We start from the raw sequence: 18,897 nt of genomic DNA on the forward strand, positions 1-18,897 counted from the left end.
TGGTGAACATTTCCGGTGTCGGGATCTGGAGTGCGCCGCTGCGCTACGGCGATCAGGGCGAGGCCGCCGAGGCGGCCGCCGAATTAGAGGAACTGGGTTTCGGGGTGCTGTGGATACCCGACGTCGGCGGTCCGGTGTTCGACGCGGTGGCCAACCTGCTGGCGGCCACCCGCAACGCAATCATCGCCACCGGCATCCTAAACCTGTGGATGCATAGCCCGGCCGACGTCGCGGCGTCCTACGCTGCGCTGACCGCGGCACACGGTGATCGGTTCCTGCTCGGCATCGGGGTCAGCCACGCCCCGCTGATCGACGCCGGCGATCCGGGGCGCTACCGCCGCCCGCTGCGCGCCATGAGCGAGTTTCTCGACGGGCTCGACGCCGCCGACGCGCCGGTGCCGGTCGAGTCGCGGGTGCTCGCGGCACTGGGCCCCAAAATGCTCGACTTGGCCGGCGCCCGTAGCCGCGGCGCCCACCCCTACCTGACCACCCCCGAGCACACCCGGTTCGCCCGCGAGCAGCTGGGCGACGGGCCGTTGCTGCTGCCCGAGCAGACCGCGATCCTGTGCGCCAGCCGCGACGAGGCACGCGCGATCGGCACCAAGTGGCTGAGCTCCTATTTGGCGCTGCCCAACTACGCCAACAACCTGCTGCGGTCCGGCTTCTCCGAGGACGACATCGCCGGCGTCAGCGATCGGCTGTTCGACGCGATCATCGCCTGGGGATCCCCGGAGTCCGTGCTCAGCCGGGTCGCCGAGCACCAGGCCGCCGGGGCCGACCACGTCTGCGTCCAGCTGCTGGATGCGGACCCGCGGGCCTTCCCGCGGGAGCAGTGGCGGCAGCTGGCCGCAGCGCTGCGCTGACCTCAGCCGACGGAACGGTCCGCGCCGGACCAGAACTGGGCGCGCACCGCCTTCTTGTCCGGCTTGCCCAACGCCGTCACCGGCACCGATTCTGCGACAATCACCTGCTTGGGCGACTGGACCGAACCCTTACGTTCCTTGACCGCGGACTGGATCTCGGCGGTCATCGTGGCTACCGCGGCGGCATCGCTGGCCGCACCCGGACGCAGCACCACCACCGCGGTCACGGCCTCACCCCACTTCTCGTCGGGGGTGCCGATCACGCACACCTGGGCCACCGACGGGTGCTCGGCGATAACGTCCTCGACCTCGCGGGGGAACACATTGAAACCGCCAGTGACGATCATGTCCTTGGTGCGGTCGACGATGTAGTAGAAGCCGTCTTCATCCTCGCGGGCCAAGTCGCCGGTGTGCATCCAGCCGTCCCTGAAGGTTTCGGCGGTGGCCTCCGGAAGCTTCCAATAGCCGCCGGACAGCAGGGGCCCGGACACGCAGATCTCGCCGACCTCACCCTGGGGCACCGGGTTGCCGTCGTCGCCCAGCAGCGCCACCCGGGCGAACAGGGTGGGGCGCCCGCAGGAGGTCAGACGCTTCTGGTCGTGGTCCCCCTTGGCCAGGTAGGTGATCACCATCGGCGCCTCGGACTGGCCATAGTACTGGGCGAAGATCGGCCCGAACCGGTCGATGGCCTCCTGCAGCCGGACCGGGTTCATCGCCGAGGCGCCGTAGTACACCGTCTCCAGCGACGACAGGTCGCGGGTGTGCGAGTCCGGGTGATCCATCAGCGCGTAGATCATCGACGGCACCAGCATGGTGGCGGTGATCTTCTGCTCCTCGATCACCCGCAGCACCTCGGCCGGGTCGAATTTGGTCAGCACCACCAATTGGCCGCCCTTGATGATCGTCGGCACGAAGAACGCCGCGCCGGCGTGCGAAAGCGGGGTGCACATCAGGAATTTGGGGTGCTCCGGCCATTCCCACTCGGCGAGCTGCGTGGTGGTCATCGCGGTAATGGACGACACGGTGCCGATGACGCCCTTGGGCTTACCGGTGGTCCCGCCGGTGTAGGTGAGACCGCCGATGTGGTCGGGGGCAAGGTCGGAGGCCGCTAGGGGCTGCGGGTCGTACTTGGCCGCCTCCGCGGCGAGATCGACGGCCTTGCCCTCCAGCTCCGGCGGCACCGGCCCGATGGTCAGCACCTGCCGCAACGTCGGCACCTTCTCCAGCAGGCCGAGGGCGCGCTCCACGAAGGCCGGTGTGGGGTCGATGATCAGCGTGCTGACCTCGGCGTCGGCCAGCACGTAGGCGTGGTCGTCCAGCGACCCCAGCGGGTGCAGGGCCGTGCGCCGGTATCCCCGGATCTGCCCGGCGCCGATGATCATCAGCACCTCGGGACGGTTCAGCGACAACAGCCCGGTCGCGTCAGCTCCGAGTTCCTCGAACGCCTGGATGTACTGGCTGATGCGCTCGGCGAGCTGACCCCCGGTCAAGGTGGTGTCACCGAGGAACAGCACCGGCTTGTCCCTGTTGCGCTTGAGGGCGCCCACGGTGAGATGCCCGGAGTGAATGGGCTGGCGCAGTGACTGCGTCGACATCGAGTTACCTCCGCTAGAGCGCTGAAAACTTGCCCGCTGGACATTACCGACCGCCCCATCGGCCGCTGGGACGAGCCGGGAGATGTCGGTCAACGAACTCGCCGAGCACGTCGGCAAGCCGGCGCCATCGGCGTCACAACACCCGGTGAAACTGCGGATGGCGCGGCTGGTGCGCACCCGCCGCGAGGGCACCACGATTTGCGACAGCATGGAGAGCAGCGCGCCATTGAAAGAAGATGAGCCACCCATGTCGCACTGAGCGCTCCGCAGAGCTCCGGGCAGCGCTTTAGGCCGAGAGCACGATCAGCAGGGCGATGACACCGATCAGCACCAGCAGTGCCGCCCACAGCGTCGCGCGTACGCCGGGCGGCTTGGCGGAGCGGCCAGATGGTGTCAGCTGCGGGCTGGTCGACGGCGACACTCCCCATTGGCCGGTCGGTGCCCGGTCAGGTGGAACGGGCGGCGACGGTGGAGTGGGTTCGTCCGGTGTCGGAGAGGTTGTCATGCTCACCGCATTGACGGTCTGCCGCGGTGTCAAACAACTGGTGGGCGCGGACGGTATCGAACCGCCGACCGCTGGTGTGTAAAACATCCGGAAACCGTGGAATGGCGTCTCACCCCGTCTCATTCGAGCAGGTCAAGCCACTTTCCACGTCCCATAGAGTCTCTGTCATCACCCCCTGTTGCAGCGTGTCGGAGCCCACTGGGAACCCACTGGCTTGGCGGATGTGGGCTCCTGGGGCACTTCGGCCGGACGCGACGTCAGCAAACTCCAGGACGCCAGCAAACCGGCCACCGATTTGTGCATACCCCAACTTGTTCGCGCGGGTGCGGTCGAGCCTGCGTCGGCACGATGACGAGTTCCATACGCACTCCCCCGACACGGAACGCGGCAATCCGTGGTCGACTGCTGTCCCGTTCCGCATGCCTCATTGTGTGGCGCACCACGGCCCTTATGCCACTGCCCTACCGATTACGTCGGGGGGCCGCCGCGGACATAGATATGGGCGAACGAATCGGGTGGCTTCCGCTGACCGCCGGCAGCAGACTGGCCGACGTCTCGGCCGTACATAGGGGTGTCGTCGGCAGGTGATGAGATGAAACGGTGAGTCGCCACAAACCGCCTCGGGAAGCCGCGCCGACGGTGGAGCCCCTGTCGTCGGATGCCACGCACACGGTGGCGTTCTTCAAGCGGCACCGCGACGACGACGCGACGCAGAGCTCGCCCGGTTTGGATGCGCTGTTGGGATTCCCCTCGAACGTTCGGGCACGCCTGCTCGCGACCTTGGCCGCCGTGGCGAAGGCGCCGCCGAAGCGGTTTGCCGGAGGTGGGCAATGGGAGGCGTTGCACGCAGACATGACCGGCTATTTCGAGGCGCGTGTCACCTCAAAAACGCCGAACGGCAAGTGGCACTACCGGCTGTTCTGCCTTCTCGACTACGACGGAGCGAGGACAACCTTGCCGTTGCTTACGGTGATCGACGGTGCAGCAAAGCCGTACCGCACGACCCTGTCCGATAAGCGTTACGCCGAGGTGCGGGCGCTGGGAGACGAGTACCTGCGGCGCAAACCGAGGTCGCTCGCCACCGACGACGACATCCGCGCCGCGAAGGGAGTGAACTAGGCGCAGGCCCGCATGGGTGCGGTGATACGGGTGCGCTCGTCCTCCGACATCGGCGTGAGTGTCACCTTCATGCCTAGCGCTGCTGCGACCTCGGCGATGGTGCTGAGCGTGGGGTTCACCGACTCCGACGACAGCAGTCGCCGCACGGTGCTCGGGTCAGCGCCGATCGCTCGAGCCAGTGCCGCCTTACTGAGCTTTTCCGTCCCTCGCGCCTCGTCGAGCGCGTTGATGATCGAATCGATCGCCTCGATCCGGGCCGACTCGGCGGCGTACGCACGGGCGAACTCGGGGTCGTTACCCTCGATCTCAAGCAACGTGCTGAACACGTCGTTCATGGGGATCACCTCTCTTTCGGCCGTGCGACAGACAACCGAAAGCGTAACATAAATGCCACGCTTCGGCCAGGGTGCGGAAGGGTTGAACCGCCGGTCGGGGTGGTGTCAACCTTCAAGCACGGGCGAAGGCGCGAACAGGACGTCGGCATCCTTCCAGGACTCCTCCGTTTTGTTCTTGGTCAGCCCTGTTTACGCCGATAATCCCCAGACTAGTCACCGGAGGCAACGGCTACGGACGCCGGAACAACCGCCGAGAACGCCTAACGATGTCGTGCGCCGCGTGGCGGGCAGAACGATGCGCCGTTTCGGACCGTTACTTGAGCATGCTGCCGGCGTCGACGGTGACGGGCAAGCCGGTGATGTAGCGGGATTCGTCGGAGGCCAGGAACAGCACGGCGTTGCTGATGTCGACCGGTTCGACCCAGCCGATGGGCAGGGTGTGCATGAACTGAGCCGCCACTGCGAGATCATCCGGGCCCGGGTTCTCCAGGTCCGGACGGAACAGTTTCATGGTGCCCTCGTTCATGAACATCGGAGTGTTCACGTTGGTGGGGCAAACCGCGTTGACGCGGATGAAATGCTGGCCGAGTTCGACGGCGAAGGTGCGCATCAGGCCGATCACGCCGTGCTTGGCGGCGATGTAGTGACCGGTGTTGGGGTAGGGCTTCAGACCGCCGACCGAGCTGGTCATGATGATCGATCCGCCGTTTCCACCGGCGATCAGATGTGGCACAGCGGCTTTGACGGTCTTCCAGACGCCGGAGAGGTTGACGCCGATCATGTCGTCCCAGTCGGATTCGCTGGTCTTGTCCAGCGTTTCGCCGCCGTTGCCGATGCCGGCGTTGGCGACGACGATGTCGAGTCGCCCGAGTTGCTCGACGCCGTTGTCGAGTGCCGCCTTGAGCGTGTCGTAATCGCGGACGTCGACCTGGGCGGTGACGATCCGGCGGCCGAGGTTCTTGACCAGGTCCACGGTCTGGGCGAGGTCGTCGGGATTGGACGGCGCGATCTGGCTGTCCGGGGTGATGGGGCCGCAGATGTCGACCGCGATGATGTCGGCGCCTTCCTCGGCCAGCCGGACCGCGTGGCTCCGCCCCTGCCCTCGGGCGGCGCCGGTGACGAAGGCAACCTTGCCTGCTACGCGTCCACTCACGGAATACCTCGATTCTCGGATCGCCCGAACGGCAGCTCGGACGGTGCGTCATTCGTGTCGATCAACTTTGTCGATCGATCAGGAACGATGGCAGGTGATGGGCCAGCTGTCAATAGCGGGAGCCCAATCCGGCTGAGGCAGAGCTTGGGTCAGGTGGCGGGGTTGGCGTGATCGAACTGGTGTTGTGTGAGCAGCTGGAGTTGTCGTTCGACGAACTCGCGCAGTTCGGCGTGCCCCAGAGTGACGCCGACGGCGTCCTCGTTGCACAGGCTGCGGCCGGTTTGGGCGATGAGCATCGAGATCGCGATGGGTGGATAGAGTTTGGTGTCGATTCCCCGGGCGCGCAGCGCGACCGCGACGGCGGCAGTCTCGATATCACGGACCCGTTCGGCGTAGGTCTTCAGTTCCGCGCGAATCGCCTTGCGGTGATTGGCCAGTGCCATGAACTCGGTATTCAGGACTGTCAGCCGGTCATCGGAATTCATCGTCCACAGCGTGAGCAACGGATCGTCGGCGTTGAGCGCATCCCGCATCCGGGCCAGCGAAACCTCGGCGCCGGAGCGGAGCACTTCGACGAACAGATCGTCCATCGACGGGAAGTAGTAGTAGACCAGGGCCTGCTTGACGCCGGCTTCGGCGGCGATCCGCCGCGAGGTGGCCGCGGCATAACCCTCATCGAGCATAAGTTTGGCGGTGGCCTCGATCAATCGGGTGCGTGCACCGCCGTCGGTGCTACGGGCCTTGCGCGGTACCGCCATTCAGCATTCCCCCGTCGGCTGGTTGCTTGACCGGCAATCCCGCCGGATGGTAGACATGCAGCATTCTAGCAATTTGGTCAGTCGATCAGTAGAGGTGGGCGAGCGGTGAGCGTTTCCCGGCGCGTGGTCGTCGATCCGCACCTGTGCGAAGGGCACGCGCTGTGCCTCGAGTCAGCCCCGGAGTTGTTCGATCTGGGCGACGATGACGTCGCGACCTGCGTCCAGCAGCCGTCGGCGGAGCAGTGGGATCTGGTCCACGCGGCCATCGATGCCTGCCCACGCGGTGCCATCAGCATCGTCGAGACCTGAGACTCAGCCCCTCCCTCCCGCCGGTTTCTTCCATGAAAGGACAGCCCGTCCATGACCGACCTCGCCTTCGTCGACTTCTTCTCCGATCCGGCACTCGCGCAGGATCCCTACGCGTACTTCGATGCCCTGCGTGAGCAGAACCCGGTGTTCCGGGAGCCGCATCAGGGCGTCGTCGCGGTCACCGGCTACCAGGAGGTGATGGCAGCGTTCAAGGATCATGAGACCTTCTCGGCGGTCAACGCGATCGGTGGGCCGTTCCCGCCGCTGCCGTTCACCCCCGAGGGTGATGACATCAGCGCACAGATCGAGGCACACCGCCATCTGTTCCCGATCCACGAGCACATGGTCGTCATGGACCCGCCCGCTCATGAGAAGGCGCGTTCACTGTTGAGCAAGCTACTGACCCCGCGGCGCCTGAAGGAGAACGAGGACTTCATGTGGCAGCTGGTCGATCAGCAGATCGACCAGTTCATCGACAACGGGAAATGCGAGTTCCTGTCCGAGTACGCCAAACCCTTTGCCACTTCGGCGATCATCGACCTGCTCGGCGTGCCAGAAGAGGATCGCCCCGAGTTCCTCGCCGCCCTGGGCGCCGAACGCCCGGAAGGCAACCGGGTCGGCGCCCTCGACGGTGAGGCAGTCGGCCTGGATCCCTTGAAGTATCTCGACGACCGGTTCGCTGGCTATCTCGCAGCCCGCCGCGCCGAACCGCGCGACGACGTGCTCTCGGGCATGGCGTCCGCGCTCTACCCGGACGGGTCGACCCCGGACCTCTCCGAACTCGTCAAGCCCGCGACGTTCCTGTTCGCCGCTGGGCAGGAAACCGTCACCAAACTGCTGTCGGCCTCTGTGCAGGTGCTCGGCGATAACCCCGATTATCAGCAGCGGCTGCGCGAAAACCCTGATGGCATACCGACGTTCATCGAGGAAGCGCTGCGGATGCACGCGCCGACGAAGGTCGATTTCCGACTGGTCCGGCACACGACCGAACTCGGCGGGGTGCATCTGCCGGCCGGCACCATCGTGATGCTGTGCCTGGGCGCGGCCAACCGCGACCCGCGCAAGTTCGAGAACCCGCACGAATTCCGGCCCGACCGCAAAAACGTTCGCGAGCACATCGCCTTCGGCCGCGGCATCCACACCTGCGCCGGCGCACCCCTGGCCCGCGTCGAGGGACAGATCACCGTCCGCCGCCTGCTCGACCGGATGAGCGAGATCCGCATCGACGCGGATTTCCACGGCCCGACCGGTCACCGCAACTACGCCTACGAACCCACCTTCCTGCTGCGCGGCCTGACCGAACTGCACATCGAGTTCGACCGGGCTCGGTAGCTCAGCCCGACTCTCTCAAGACCGAAAGGTTGTCCTACATGGCGTTTCAGGCTGTCCTCGACGAGCTCCGTCAGCGGCCCGGCACCGGCGACATGATCCCGATCATCGACCCGGTCAGCGAGGAGCAGATCGGTGAATTCACCGATGGCGGCGCGGCGGCGGTCGATGACGCTGTCGCCCGGGCCCGGGCCAGCTTCGAATCCGGTGTGTGGCACCAGAAACCGGGATCGGAACGGGCGAAGGTGCTCGGACGTATTGCCGACCTGATCGACGAGCACGCCGACGAGCTGGCCGACATCGATTCCCGCAACACCGGCATGCCGCTGATGCAGGCCCGGGCGATCATGGGAACGAGCGCGGAGATCTTCCGCTACTACGCCGGCTGGTGCACCAAGCTCAACGGCATCGCCCACGATGTGCAGCAGACCGGTGGGATCACCGGCGTCGACTCGAACATGCACGGCTACACCCTCAAACAACCGTACGGGGTGGTGGGGCTGATCTTCCCGTGGAACGGACCGGTGTTCAACGCCTGCACCAAGCTGGCGCCCGCACTCGCCGCCGGCTGCAGCAGCGTCGTGAAACCCGCCGAGGAAACCCCGCTTTCAGCGATCGTGATCGACAAACTCCTCACCCAGGCGGGAGTCCCCGACGGCGTGGTGAACCTGGTAACCGGCTACGGACACACCGCCGGCGCCGCGATCAGCGAACACCCCGGCATCGAGAAGGTCGCCTTCACCGGCTCCACCGAAGTCGGCAAACGCATCGTGCAGGCCGCCAGCGGCAACCTCAAACGCGTCACACTCGAACTCGGCGGCAAGTCGCCCGTGTTGATCTACGACGACGCCGACCTCGACACCGCCATCCTGATGGCCGCGATGGGGATCTTCATCCACTCCGGCCAGGGCTGCATCTGCGGATCGCGAATCTTCGCCCACCGCAACGTCTATGAGCGCGTCCTCGAAGGTGTCGCGAACCTGGCCAACACGGTCACGCTGGGCGGTCCGGCCGAGGAGGCGCTGATCGGACCGCTGATCAGCCAGAAGCAGCTGACCCGCGTGCTGGGGTTCATCGACGAAGGCAAGCGCGACGGCGTCGAGCTGGTGACCGGGGGGCACCGCCTCGATCGCAAGGGCTACTTCGTGCATCCGACGGTACTGACCGATGTGGATCCCACGATGCGCCTGTACCAGCAGGAGATCTTCGGGCCCGTCGTCCCGATCCTGCCGTTCGACGACGACGACCAAGTCGTCGCTCTGGCGAACGACTCCGACTACGGTCTGGCGGCAACGGTGTGGACCAAGGACGTCGGCCGGGCCCACCGGTTGGCCAAGCGCCTGGAATCCGGAACAGTTACCGTCAACTGCCAGATGGTGTTCGACCACTCGATGCCCTTCGGCGGCTGGAAACAATCCGGCTGGGGCTACGAATGGGGCCGCGACGGCGTCGAATCATTCATGAAGAACAAGAGCGTCTACGTTCAGCTCTAAGTCGAACCGAGTTCCAGGAGTTGGCGCGGGAGCTCCTGCAAGACAGTGGGATACGGGGTGCCGTTCTTGCTCGGCGCTGCCGTTATTACTCTATATTCGTAGTGAGTAACTGCGCACCTGCACTACCGCTGAGGAGAAGATCCCGACATGAGACTGCTCTTCAACCTGCCACACATGCTGCGACTCAAGGCCACCATGCAGCCGTGGGAGGCGCAGGTCACCGGCGCAGATCAGACGCGGATGGTCAAGCACGCCGATGCGCTCGGATACGACATGGTCGCGGTGCCGGAGCATTTCATCATTCCGTCCGAGCATGTCGAACTGTCCGGGCCGCATTACTTCCATTCGACGGTCGCACAGGCCTACCTGGCCGGCGCGACCGAGCGGATCCTGTTGAATTCCTGTATCACGGTGCTGCCGTTGCAGAACCCGATCGTCCTGGCCAAGGCCTTGGCGACGGCGGATTGGCTCAGTAGCGGCCGGATGATGGTCACCTTCGGGGTCGGTTGGCTCGAGCGCGAGTTCGATCTCCTCGGCGTGCCGTTCCGGGAACGCGGCCGCATCGCCGACGAGTACCTCGCCGCGATCGTCGAGTTGTGGACCGCCGAGTCGCCACAGTTCCAGGGAAAGTACATTTCGTTCGACGATGTCGCGTTCGAACCCAAACCCGTTCAAAAGCCGCATCTTCCGATCTGGATCGGCGGCGACGCCGACGCCGCCCTGCAACGCGCCGCGAAGTACGCCACCGGATGGTGGTCCTTCCTGACCCCGCCGGAGAAGATCGCCGAGCGCGTCGCGTTCATCAAATCGCAGCCGGGCTACAACGGCCGCGACTTCGACGTGGTCCACGGACTGGGCACCAACCGGGTCGGCGAGGGACACGCGGTCCAGGATGATCCGCACGCCCGCCCGGGGATGAGCGCCGCGGAGATCGTCGACAAACTCGGCTGGCTGACCGAACAGGGCGTCACCGTCAGCGCAGTGCCGCTTCCGCCATTGAGCGGCGTGGAGGAATACCTCGATTACAGCCAGTGGCTAATCGAAGAAGTCAAAACCCAGCTGCCCTAGGGCAACTCGGCGATCACACGGAATGTCTCCACGCCCGGCGCACAGCCGCCGGGGTGAACCAGCTCGGTTGCCCGAGCCTTGAATGCCATTGCCGCGGCACTCGGGACATGGCGTAGTTCGCTGTCATCTCTTCCCGACGGCAGCGGTGTCCAACAGTCGTCGTCCGGATCGGGGAGCATCACAGCGGCTCCCAGGATGCGCAGGGCGCACGGACTCGACCGGTCCGCGGTTTGCACCACAACCTCCCACCCACTGAGCGCACCGTCGCAGATCAAGCCGCCGGCCGACCACACCGCGTCGGCCACCGTGTCCGCCCGCACCGTCAATACCGGCGGACCTGCCGGCGGCGCCTCCCAACACAACCGGACCAACCTGTCGGCACTGCCGCCGGTCGCCAGCACCGCCGGTGCACGGTCAGAACCGAATTCGCCGCAGCGACCTTCGATCCACTCCCGTAGCTGCATCAGCGCCGCTTTCCTACAGGGCCATCGAGTAGCCGCCGTTGACACAGATCGTCTGCCCGGTGATCCAGGCGCCGTGCTCACTGGCCAATGTGAGCGCCAACTGGGCGACGTCATCGGGTGATCCCGGGCGGCGAATGGCGTAGTTCGCCAGGATCGCCTTGGCCTGCGGAGAATCGGCGTGCTCGGCCCACAGCGCCTCGGTCAGCGGGGTGCGCATGGTGCCCAGCGAGATGTTGTTGGCGGTGACGTTGTAGCGGCCGTTCTCCAGCGCCACCGACCGGGTCAGGCCGGCCGCTCCGGCCTTCGCCGCCCCGTACACCGCACCGCCAGGGTCCCCCGTACGGCCGGCATCCGACACGATCGTCAGAATGCGGCCCCACTGGTTGGCAACCATCCCCGGCAGCACCGCACGGGTGCAATGCAGGACGCCGTACAGGTTCACCCGAAGGAACGCCTCCCAGTCGCCCGGCTCTGTGTCGGCGAACTTCGCCCGGTTCGCGAACCCCTCGGCACCCGCATTCCCGGCGTTGTTGACCAGGACATCGACCGGGCCCGCCGCGCTGATCGCGGCGGTGACGGCGGCGTAATCGGTGACGTCGAACGGAACCGCCTGCGCCGCCGCACCACCGGCGCGAATCTCATCGACCACCGCCTGGGCGCGTTCGGCACGCAGATCGTTGACCAGGATTTCGGCTCCCGCGGCGGCGAAGGCGTCCGCCAAGCCGCGGCCGACGCCCTGACCGGCGCCGGTGACCAGGACCCGGCGACCCGCAAGATCGAGCTCGCTCATTCGGGTAGGCCGATGGTTTTGATGTGCAGGTACTCCTGATAGCCGAGGTCGCCGTTGCGGTAGCCCAGGCCGGACTGACCAGTGCCGCCGAACGGGCTGTCGATGCCGAAGTGACTCTTGGCGTTGATGCTCACGTTGCCCGTCCGCATCCGTTGGGCAACGCGCAGCGCCCGATCGACGTCCACGCTCGAAACTTCGCCGGACAGGCCATAAATGGTGTTGTTGGCGATCGCCACCGCCTCGTCGTCACCCTCGTACGGCGTGACGGTCAGCACCGGCCCGAAGATCTCCTCCTGCGCGATCTGCGAATCCGGATCCACGTCGGCCAACAACGTCGCCTGCGTGTAATAGCCCACCGGCAGGCTCTCCGGGATGCCGCCACCGGTGACCAGCCGCGCCCCCGACTCGATCCCGCTCTGGATCAACCCGAGCACCTTCTGCCGCTGGCCCTCACTGATCTGCGGGCCCTGCATGATCCCCGGCGTCCACGGATCACCGACCGGGAAGTTCTCCATCGACGTCTTCAGGATCTCCAGACCCTCGTCATAGCGGCTGCGCGGCAACAGAATCCGCGACGGCAGAATGCACGACTGCCCCGACATCACACACGCCATCATGGCCGCCAACGGCAACGAACTCGAGAAATCGGCATCGTCGAGCACGATGTGCGCCGACTTGCCACCGAGCTCCAACAGGGTCTTCTTCACCGTCGGCGCACCGGCGGCCAGGATCGCCCGGCCCGTGGCTGTCGACCCGGTGAAGGTGATCATGTCCACCCGCGGATCCGCGCTCAGCGCCGCACCCACCTCGTTGGCGTTCGAGGTCACCACGTTGAACACCCCGGCCGGGATGTCGGTCTCCTCGGCCACGATCCGGCCCAACTCGCTGCCCGACCACGGCGTCAACTGCGCCGGCTTGAGCACCACCGTGTTGCCCGCCATCAACGCCGGCACCGTCTCGGCGATGTTCAGGTAGAACGGCACATTCCACGGCGTGATCGCCCCCACCACACCGAGCGGCTCGAAATGCGACAACCGCCGCGCCGGCCCCAGCGGCGTGTCATGCAGCCCGGTGTCCACCGTGTAGGCGAAGTCGCGGCCGTACTCGGCCCAGTGCTTGACCTCATGGATCGGCGACTCGATCTGCGAACCGGTGACGCTGACCGGACACCCCACCTCGGTGATCAGGATCCGCCGCAACCGCTCGGCGTTGCGCTCCAACGCCGCATGCAACTGCATCAAACAGTGAAACCGGAACTCCACATCCATCGACCAGTCGGTGGTGTCGAACGCACGCCGCGCCGCACCCACCGCCCGGGCCATGTCCTCCACCGAGCCGTCGGCGGCCACACCGGCCACCTCCTCGGTCGCCGGATGCACCACCTCAAACGTCGCACCACCACCGGTGTGCTCCAACACCCCATCGATCAACATCCGCTCATCACCGGCCAACACCCCGGTCTCGCTGTGCACAGTCGTCATCCCTGACATTCCTTCCCGCCTGGCCGGCCCGATGGCCGCGAGCACCTCGGCATGCTAGAGGTGACGTGCCTAACACTCTACTTATGTAGAGCGATATGGCAAGGCCGCGGTAGTCAGCGTTGGTCAGGACGAGACCGGGGTTGATCCCCAACCGCACCGACGCCGGCCACGATGCCCGAGATGATCGCATCCAGCTCTTCGGCTGTGCGCGTCCCGGTTTCACCGCTGGACCGGGTCAGCATCACGCCGCTGATGAACATCATCACCGCGTAGGTCTGCTCGTCCACGGCGGCGGCATCTGCGCCGTCAGGCTGGAGTCGCACAACCGCCTCCCGGATCAGTCCGAAGAATCGGTCGTCGTTGCCCCGCAGTTTCTCCGCGAGCACCGGATCGCGGGCGGCCTCGAGGGCAAGTTCATTGCGGGCTTTGGCCCGGATGCGCCGTACCCCGGTGCCCGAGCGCACCACCAGCGTGGCCAGGCCCGACGCGCTCGATCCCGAGTCCTCGGGTATGGCCGTCGCGGCAGCCAAATCCTTCAGATCGAGGTCGGCGACGCGTTCGGCCACGGCATGCAACAGCGCTGAACGGGTCCGGAAATAGAACGACGCGCTGCCGTCGGGTACGCCCGCTTTCCGATCGACTTTCAGGTGGCTGACCCCTTTGAGGCCGTCATCGGCCAATAACCGGATCGCCGCATCGCACAACTCACGTCGTCGCTGCTGCGGGTTCGGCTTTCGTCGCATGAGCCCGAGAGTCTAGCCCGAGGGGCGAGGTCCGGACTAGGTATCGCCATCGGGACCGCCGATCTTCAGACGGGTTCGAATCATGGTCATCTGACTGGCGAAGAACTGGTTGGCAACAAGCGTTTTCGGGGCGACGGCGTCGAAACCGTGGAAACCGCCGGGGACGACTTCGAGGTGACACTCGACTCCGGCCTCGCGTAGGCGCTCCGCGTAGGCACATGCCTCGTCGTGCAGCACATCCAGGTTGCCGACACCGATCCACGTCGGCGCGAGGCCGCACAGGTCACCGCGCCGGGCCGGCACCGCCGTCACGGGGTCAACCCCGCCGAGATAAGCGCGCCACCCCAATGTGCTGCTCGCGGCGTTCCACAGCCTGCGCAGCCCGGCCACGGGGTCCTCCCCACTCGCGCAGCGGTCGTCGAGCATGGGATAGATAAGCACCTGGGCGGCCACAGTGATCTCACCCCGGTCACGCGCCCGCAGCGCCACGGCCGCGGCCAGACCACCACCCGCGCTCGCACCGGCGACTGCTAGTCGGGAGCCGTCGACGCCGGGTTGCGCGGCCAGCCAGCACAACGCCTCGTAGCAGTCGTCCAGTGCCGCCGGATACGGGTGTTCTGGGGCCAACCGGTAGTCGACGGCACAGACCGGGATGTCCAGTTCGGTTGCCATCCGGCGGCACAGGGTGTCGTCCATGGCCGCGTTCCCGAGCACGTAACCGCCGCCGTGGATCCACAGCAGCGCGCCACCGCGATCCTGCCGCCGCTCCGGTGGCCGGTGTACGCGCACACCGATGCCCGAGGGCAGGACGTGCACGGAGGTTCCGGGCCGGCATTTCGCCCGGCGGGGAAGCCGGCGGAAGACGGTGACCGTCAGCGGCGTGACGAGCGTACGGGGTAGGTAGCGGGCGTACCGCCGCAACTCGGGGTGGAATTCCCGTGCGGCCAGCCGGTGCCAGATGGTCACCACCTGTACTCAAGCCAGCCCGATCCGAATGTTCTTGACCTGCTGGAATCCCTGCAACCCTTCCAGGCCGCCGGTGCGTCCGGCGCCGCTGTGCTTGTAACCGCCGTAAGGTCCCTGCGGAGATATTCGGCTGCCCTGGTTGATCCAGATCGACCCGGCCTGTAGTTGACGCGCGACGGTGTGCGCGCGGGTCAGGTCGCGGGTGTGCACGAAGGCATTCAGACCATATCGAGTGTCGTTGGCGATCCGCACGGCCTCGGCGTCATCGCTGAACCGGATCAAGGAAACGACGGGGCCGAAGGTCTCGGTCTGCGCCAGTACCGAGCTGTTGTCGACATCGCCGAAGACCGTCGGTTCCAGGTAATAGCCGTGTGCGAGTTCACCTTCGGCGATCCGGTGACCGCCGGTGAGCAATTGTCCGGCGCCGTCTGCTACGGCACCGTCGACCGCAGCGAGGATACGATCGGCCGCGGCCTTGGAGATGACGGGCCCGAAGGTGGTGGCGGGGTTCAGCGGGTCGCCGACGCGTGCGGCGGCGATCACGGCGAGGAAGCGCTGGGTGAAGGCGTCGTAGACGCTGCCGTGGACCAGGATGCGACTGGCGCACGCGCAGCTCTGTCCGGACTGCATCAGCGGGCCCTGGTGCGCGGAATGTACGGCGGCGGTGTCGAGGTCGGCGTCGGCGAAGACGATGTTGGCCGACTTGCCACCGAGTTCGGTGACCACCGGGGTGAGGTTCTCGGCAGCCGTCCGCAGGACGGTGCGTGCGGTGTGCTCACCGCCGGTGAAGTGGATCTTGCCGATCCCCGGATGACGCACCAGGGCCTCTCCCCCCTCGGCGGCGGCGGGCACGACATTCACCAGCCCGGGCGGCAGGCCGGCTTCCAGGCACAGTTCCCCGAACCGCAGTGCGGCCAGGGGTGCCAGTTCCGACGGTTTGAACACCACGGCGTTTCCCGCGGCCAGCGCCGGCGCCACACACGACGCGGCGACGACGAGGGCTCCGTTCCACGGGGCGATGACGCCGACCACCCCGTACGGTTCGCGTTCGATGAGGTTGAGGTCAGCGCTGCCGCTGACCGGAGTGCTGGTCCCATGGGGTTTGTCGACATAGCCGGCGAAGTGGCGCAGGAACTGTTCCAGCAGAATCCCGTTGCCGGCGTAGGAGATCGGCACCCCGTAGTCGCGGGTGTTGAGTTCGGCCAGTTCGGCCAGGTGTTCATGCACGACGTCGGCGAGATGGATCAGCGCGTCGCGGCGATGGTCCACCGACAGTGCCATCCACTGCCGCTGCGCTTCCCCGGCGACGGCGACCGCGCGGTCGATCTCGGCGGCACCGGCCAACGCGACCACCGCGTTCGGGACCCCGGTCGCCGGGTAGACGTGCTCATGTACCGATGTCGCGGTGACCCGGTCGTCACCGATGAGCAACCCGACGGCGTGCGTCACGAGGCCGCCTCGTCGGCCCATTCCTGGGTCACGCGCTGCTTCTGCTCGGCGATCACCTGGTTGAGGTGTGAACCTTTCGGCCAGCCGTAGTGTGCGGCGAAATGCAATGCCAGTTCGTCCATCTCGTCGAAGGACACGTCGCGACTCTTCAGCGCGGCATAGACGTGGCTCAGGATCGGATAGGCGGCGTCCTGGAAAGCAACGCAGGCGACGGTGATCAGCCGCCGTTCCTTCATGCCGAGGCCGGGCCGCTGCCACATCTCGCCGAACACGAAATTCAGGATGCCGGCGCCGTGGAACGGGTTGTTCCGCGTCGGCGCGTACTCCAGGCAGTTGACGTCCTTGAACGCCTGTTCACCGCCGGCGATGCGGGCCTCCGGGTCACTGGGTGTCGTTAGCGGCAACAGCGGTACGGCATCCGGCACCGGTAGTCCACGTTCCCGGTTGACCCGCTCCCACTGTTCGTCGACGACCATGTTGAACCAGGACGCTTTCGGCCATCCCGCGTAGACGGCGAAATGCAGCACGGTTTCCTGCATTTCGACGATCGACAGGTCGCCGCTGTTGAGAGCGGCGTACACGTGGTCGCGCAGGGGTTGATCGGCATCGGCGGCCGCCACACACGGTAGCGTGACAAACCGGCGCTCCCGTCGGGTCAGGCCGGGCCGCTGCCACACTTCGGCGAACACGAAGTCCAGCAGGTTCACGGTGGCCGGCGAGGTGTCTTCGGGGGCCGGCACCGTCATGATGTCGGCAAAGGCCTGGCGGCCCCGCTCCAAACGGTCAGTCATCGAATCGTCACTCCCGCATCGACTTTGAACTCCAGGCCGGTGACATACCGGGCCTCATCGGAGATCAGGAACAGCACCGCATTGCTGATGTCGACGGCCTCGGCCATCACAATGGGCAATGCGTTCTGGAAGATGGGACCCAGATCGGCCCGGGTCTCGTGCAGCAGGGTGTGCAACGTCGTCGGCTGCATCCCGGTCGGGACCCCGGTCGGGTGCACGGTGTTCACCCGGATGTTCACCGCAGCAAGCTCATTGGCCAACGCCTTGCTCATCCCGACGACTCCGTGTTTGGACGCCGTGTACGGCGTGTGCAGCGGTGAACCCTTGACACCGGCCGCCGAACTGATGTTGACCAGGCTGCCGCCGTGTTCCACCAGGTGCGGGATGGCGGCCCGGCAGGTGTTCCAGCTGCCGATCAGGTTGACGTCGACGACGGTGCGCCACTGCTCGGCGGTGGTGGTGTCCCAGGTGCCGCCGGTCAGCACCCCGGCGTTGGCCACCGAGGCGTCCAGTCCCCCTAGTTGGGCCACCCCGTCGTCCACCGCCGCGGTCAAGGCCTCCAGGTCGCGCACATCGACGACGTGGGTGACCGCACGACGCCCCTGTTCGGTAACCAGCCGGGCAGTCTCGGACAGTTCTTCGGTTGTGGCCAAAGGGTATTCGATGACGGGTAGGGATTCGCAGATGTCCACGAGGATCAGGTCGGCGCCCTCTTGGGCCAGCCGCACGGCGTGGCTGCGGCCCATCCCGCGGGCAGCCCCGGTGACAAGGACCTTCTTGCCCTCGACCCGGCCGGTCACAGCTTGTTGCAGAAGCCGGCGTCCACGGGGAACGTGACCCCGGTGACGTACTGGGCGGCGTCGGACACCAGGTAGGCGATCGCGGCGCTGATGTCTTCCGGTTCCAGCATGCCGACCGGCATCGGATTCTGCAGGTGCGGCCCCCCGTCGGGGTAGGCCTCCAAGAACGCAGTCATCTGCGGGTTGGTGGCCATCATGGTGTTGACCGCCGTCGGATGCACGGTGTTCACCCGAATACTATAGGGCGCCAAGGCATTCGCCAGCGTGCGCATCAGCCCGACAATGCCGTGCTTGGACGCCGCATACCCCAGGCCGCCGCCCTGTGAACCACCGAAGCCCTTCAACCCGGCAGTCGAACTGGTGAACACGATCGCCCCGCCCCGCTCCCCGGCGATCAAATGCGGGATCGCCGCCTTGGCGGTATGGAAGGAGCCGACCAGGTTGACGTCGATGACGGCGGTCCACATGTCGAGGTCTTCCTCGATGCTGGTCTCCCGGAACGCCGTCGGTGCGATCCCGGCATTGGCGCACACGATGTCCAGCCGGCCGAACTGCTCCACGCCAGCATCCACTGCGGACTTCAGCGCGTAGAAGTCCCGGACATCGGCAACGGTGGCAAGCATCTTTCCGCCCGCCGCCTCGACCAGCGTCACCGTTTCGTCGAGCTCGTCACGCGAGGCCATCGGATAGCCGTTGGCCGCGATGTCGGCGCAGATGTCGACCCCGATGATGTTCGCACCCTCGCTCGCCAGCCGGACCGCATGGCTGCGGCCCTGCCCGCGCGCCGCGCCCGTGATGAAGGCGACTTTTCCGTCCAGTGAACCCATTGCTCCTCGCTTCATTGCCCAGTAACCAAGTTACAGGCGGTACTGTAACCACGTTACAC

Annotated in this window: 20 protein-coding genes and 1 pseudogene; 7 read left to right on the forward strand and 14 right to left on the reverse strand. The window is 66.3% G+C overall.

Going from position 1 to position 18,897, the window contains the following annotated elements:
- Positions 1 to 2: 2 nt before the first annotated feature.
- Positions 3 to 863 carry an LLM class F420-dependent oxidoreductase gene (locus N416_RS0102490; RefSeq protein ID WP_024440558.1) on the forward strand — a complete coding sequence of 287 codons (861 nt, stop codon included), beginning with the start codon at positions 3 to 5 and terminating at the stop codon, positions 861 to 863.
- A gap of 2 nt (positions 864 to 865) precedes the next feature.
- On the opposite strand, the gene fadD8 is transcribed toward N416_RS0102490, so the two are convergent.
- Positions 866 to 2,458, reverse strand: coding sequence for a fatty-acid--CoA ligase FadD8 (fadD8, locus tag N416_RS0102495; protein ID WP_024440559.1), 1,593 nt, complete (start codon positions 2,456 to 2,458; stop codon positions 866 to 868).
- A gap of 76 nt (positions 2,459 to 2,534) precedes the next feature.
- Here fadD8 and N416_RS21225 point away from each other — a divergent pair.
- A pseudogene (locus N416_RS21225) lies at positions 2,535 to 2,675 on the forward strand (ArsR family transcriptional regulator); the annotation flags it as partial.
- A 69-nt stretch (positions 2,676 to 2,744) separates the two neighbouring features.
- Here the strand turns inward: N416_RS21225 and N416_RS23085 are convergent.
- Positions 2,745 to 2,963 (reverse strand): hypothetical protein, encoded by a 219-nt coding sequence (locus N416_RS23085; protein ID WP_152664711.1) that lies wholly within the window; start codon positions 2,961 to 2,963, stop codon positions 2,745 to 2,747.
- A 600-nt stretch (positions 2,964 to 3,563) separates the two neighbouring features.
- Here N416_RS23085 and N416_RS0102515 point away from each other — a divergent pair.
- Complete coding sequence (locus N416_RS0102515; protein ID WP_231383964.1) at positions 3,564 to 4,082, forward strand: hypothetical protein; 519 nt, start codon at positions 3,564 to 3,566, stop codon at positions 4,080 to 4,082.
- Here the strand turns inward: N416_RS0102515 and N416_RS21230 are convergent.
- The 3 genes from N416_RS21230 to N416_RS0102530 all read right to left on the reverse strand — a co-directional run bounded on the left by N416_RS21230 (position 4,079) and on the right by N416_RS0102530 (position 6,328).
- Positions 4,079 to 4,417: a helix-turn-helix domain-containing protein gene (locus N416_RS21230; RefSeq protein WP_024440561.1), complete on the reverse strand. Its 339-nt coding sequence runs from the start codon at positions 4,415 to 4,417 to the stop codon at positions 4,079 to 4,081. The two genes, N416_RS0102515 and N416_RS21230, sit on opposite strands and share 4 nt — an antisense overlap.
- A gap of 313 nt (positions 4,418 to 4,730) precedes the next feature.
- Positions 4,731 to 5,570 (reverse strand): mycofactocin-coupled SDR family oxidoreductase, encoded by an 840-nt coding sequence (locus N416_RS0102525; RefSeq protein ID WP_024440562.1) that lies wholly within the window; start codon positions 5,568 to 5,570, stop codon positions 4,731 to 4,733.
- 149 nt (positions 5,571 to 5,719) lie between these two features.
- Entirely contained in the window at positions 5,720 to 6,328 is a 609-nt protein-coding gene (locus N416_RS0102530) for a TetR/AcrR family transcriptional regulator (RefSeq protein WP_024440563.1), read from the reverse strand.
- A 105-nt stretch (positions 6,329 to 6,433) separates the two neighbouring features.
- On the opposite strand from N416_RS0102530, the gene N416_RS0102535 reads away from it, so the two are divergent.
- The 4 genes from N416_RS0102535 to N416_RS0102550 all read left to right on the forward strand — a co-directional run bounded on the left by N416_RS0102535 (position 6,434) and on the right by N416_RS0102550 (position 10,527).
- Positions 6,434 to 6,637, forward strand: coding sequence for a ferredoxin (locus N416_RS0102535; RefSeq protein ID WP_024440564.1), 204 nt, complete (start codon positions 6,434 to 6,436; stop codon positions 6,635 to 6,637).
- A gap of 51 nt (positions 6,638 to 6,688) precedes the next feature.
- On the forward strand, positions 6,689 to 7,969 hold the full coding sequence (locus N416_RS0102540; RefSeq protein ID WP_024440565.1) for a cytochrome P450: 1,281 nt from the start codon (positions 6,689 to 6,691) through the stop codon (positions 7,967 to 7,969).
- A 38-nt stretch (positions 7,970 to 8,007) separates the two neighbouring features.
- Positions 8,008 to 9,459, forward strand: a complete 1,452-nt coding sequence (locus N416_RS0102545; protein ID WP_024440566.1) for an aldehyde dehydrogenase — start codon at positions 8,008 to 8,010, stop codon at positions 9,457 to 9,459.
- A 147-nt stretch (positions 9,460 to 9,606) separates the two neighbouring features.
- Positions 9,607 to 10,527 carry a TIGR03619 family F420-dependent LLM class oxidoreductase gene (locus N416_RS0102550; RefSeq protein WP_024440567.1) on the forward strand — a complete coding sequence of 307 codons (921 nt, stop codon included), beginning with the start codon at positions 9,607 to 9,609 and terminating at the stop codon, positions 10,525 to 10,527.
- Here the strand turns inward: N416_RS0102550 and N416_RS0102555 are convergent.
- The 9 genes from N416_RS0102555 to N416_RS0102595 form a co-directional block, all read right to left on the reverse strand.
- Positions 10,524 to 10,991 (reverse strand): hypothetical protein, encoded by a 468-nt coding sequence (locus N416_RS0102555; RefSeq protein WP_024440568.1) that lies wholly within the window; start codon positions 10,989 to 10,991, stop codon positions 10,524 to 10,526. The genes N416_RS0102550 and N416_RS0102555 overlap by 4 nt on opposite strands.
- Positions 10,992 to 11,004: 13 nt before the next feature.
- Positions 11,005 to 11,781 (reverse strand): SDR family NAD(P)-dependent oxidoreductase, encoded by a 777-nt coding sequence (locus N416_RS0102560; protein WP_024440569.1) that lies wholly within the window; start codon positions 11,779 to 11,781, stop codon positions 11,005 to 11,007.
- On the reverse strand, positions 11,778 to 13,262 hold the full coding sequence (locus tag N416_RS0102565) for an aldehyde dehydrogenase family protein (protein WP_024440570.1): 1,485 nt from the start codon (positions 13,260 to 13,262) through the stop codon (positions 11,778 to 11,780). The genes N416_RS0102560 and N416_RS0102565 overlap by 4 nt, the downstream gene beginning before the upstream one ends.
- 113 nt (positions 13,263 to 13,375) lie before the next feature.
- Positions 13,376 to 14,005, reverse strand: a complete 630-nt coding sequence (locus N416_RS0102570) for a TetR/AcrR family transcriptional regulator (RefSeq protein WP_024440571.1) — start codon at positions 14,003 to 14,005, stop codon at positions 13,376 to 13,378.
- Between the two features lie 36 nt (positions 14,006 to 14,041).
- Positions 14,042 to 14,971, reverse strand: a complete 930-nt coding sequence (locus N416_RS0102575) for an alpha/beta hydrolase (protein WP_036457121.1) — start codon at positions 14,969 to 14,971, stop codon at positions 14,042 to 14,044.
- A 9-nt stretch (positions 14,972 to 14,980) separates the two neighbouring features.
- Positions 14,981 to 16,441: an aldehyde dehydrogenase gene (locus tag N416_RS0102580; RefSeq protein ID WP_024440573.1), complete on the reverse strand. Its 1,461-nt coding sequence runs from the start codon at positions 16,439 to 16,441 to the stop codon at positions 14,981 to 14,983.
- The gene (locus tag N416_RS0102585) at positions 16,417 to 17,211 is read right to left on the reverse strand and encodes a carboxymuconolactone decarboxylase family protein (RefSeq protein WP_024440574.1); all 795 of its coding nucleotides are present in this window, start codon (positions 17,209 to 17,211) and stop codon (positions 16,417 to 16,419) included. Before N416_RS0102585 ends, N416_RS0102580 begins: the two co-directional genes overlap by 25 nt.
- A complete protein-coding gene (locus N416_RS0102590) occupies positions 17,208 to 18,011 on the reverse strand; it encodes a mycofactocin-coupled SDR family oxidoreductase (RefSeq protein WP_024440575.1) in 804 nt (267 codons plus the stop codon). Before N416_RS0102590 ends, N416_RS0102585 begins: the two co-directional genes overlap by 4 nt.
- Entirely contained in the window at positions 18,008 to 18,838 is an 831-nt protein-coding gene (locus N416_RS0102595; protein WP_024440576.1) for a mycofactocin-coupled SDR family oxidoreductase, read from the reverse strand. The genes N416_RS0102590 and N416_RS0102595 overlap by 4 nt, the downstream gene beginning before the upstream one ends.
- Positions 18,839 to 18,897 lie beyond the last annotated feature (59 nt).

Source organism: Mycobacterium sp. UM_WGJ (assembly GCF_000455125.1).
In the GTDB taxonomy this organism is placed as follows: domain Bacteria; phylum Actinomycetota; class Actinomycetes; order Mycobacteriales; family Mycobacteriaceae; genus Mycobacterium.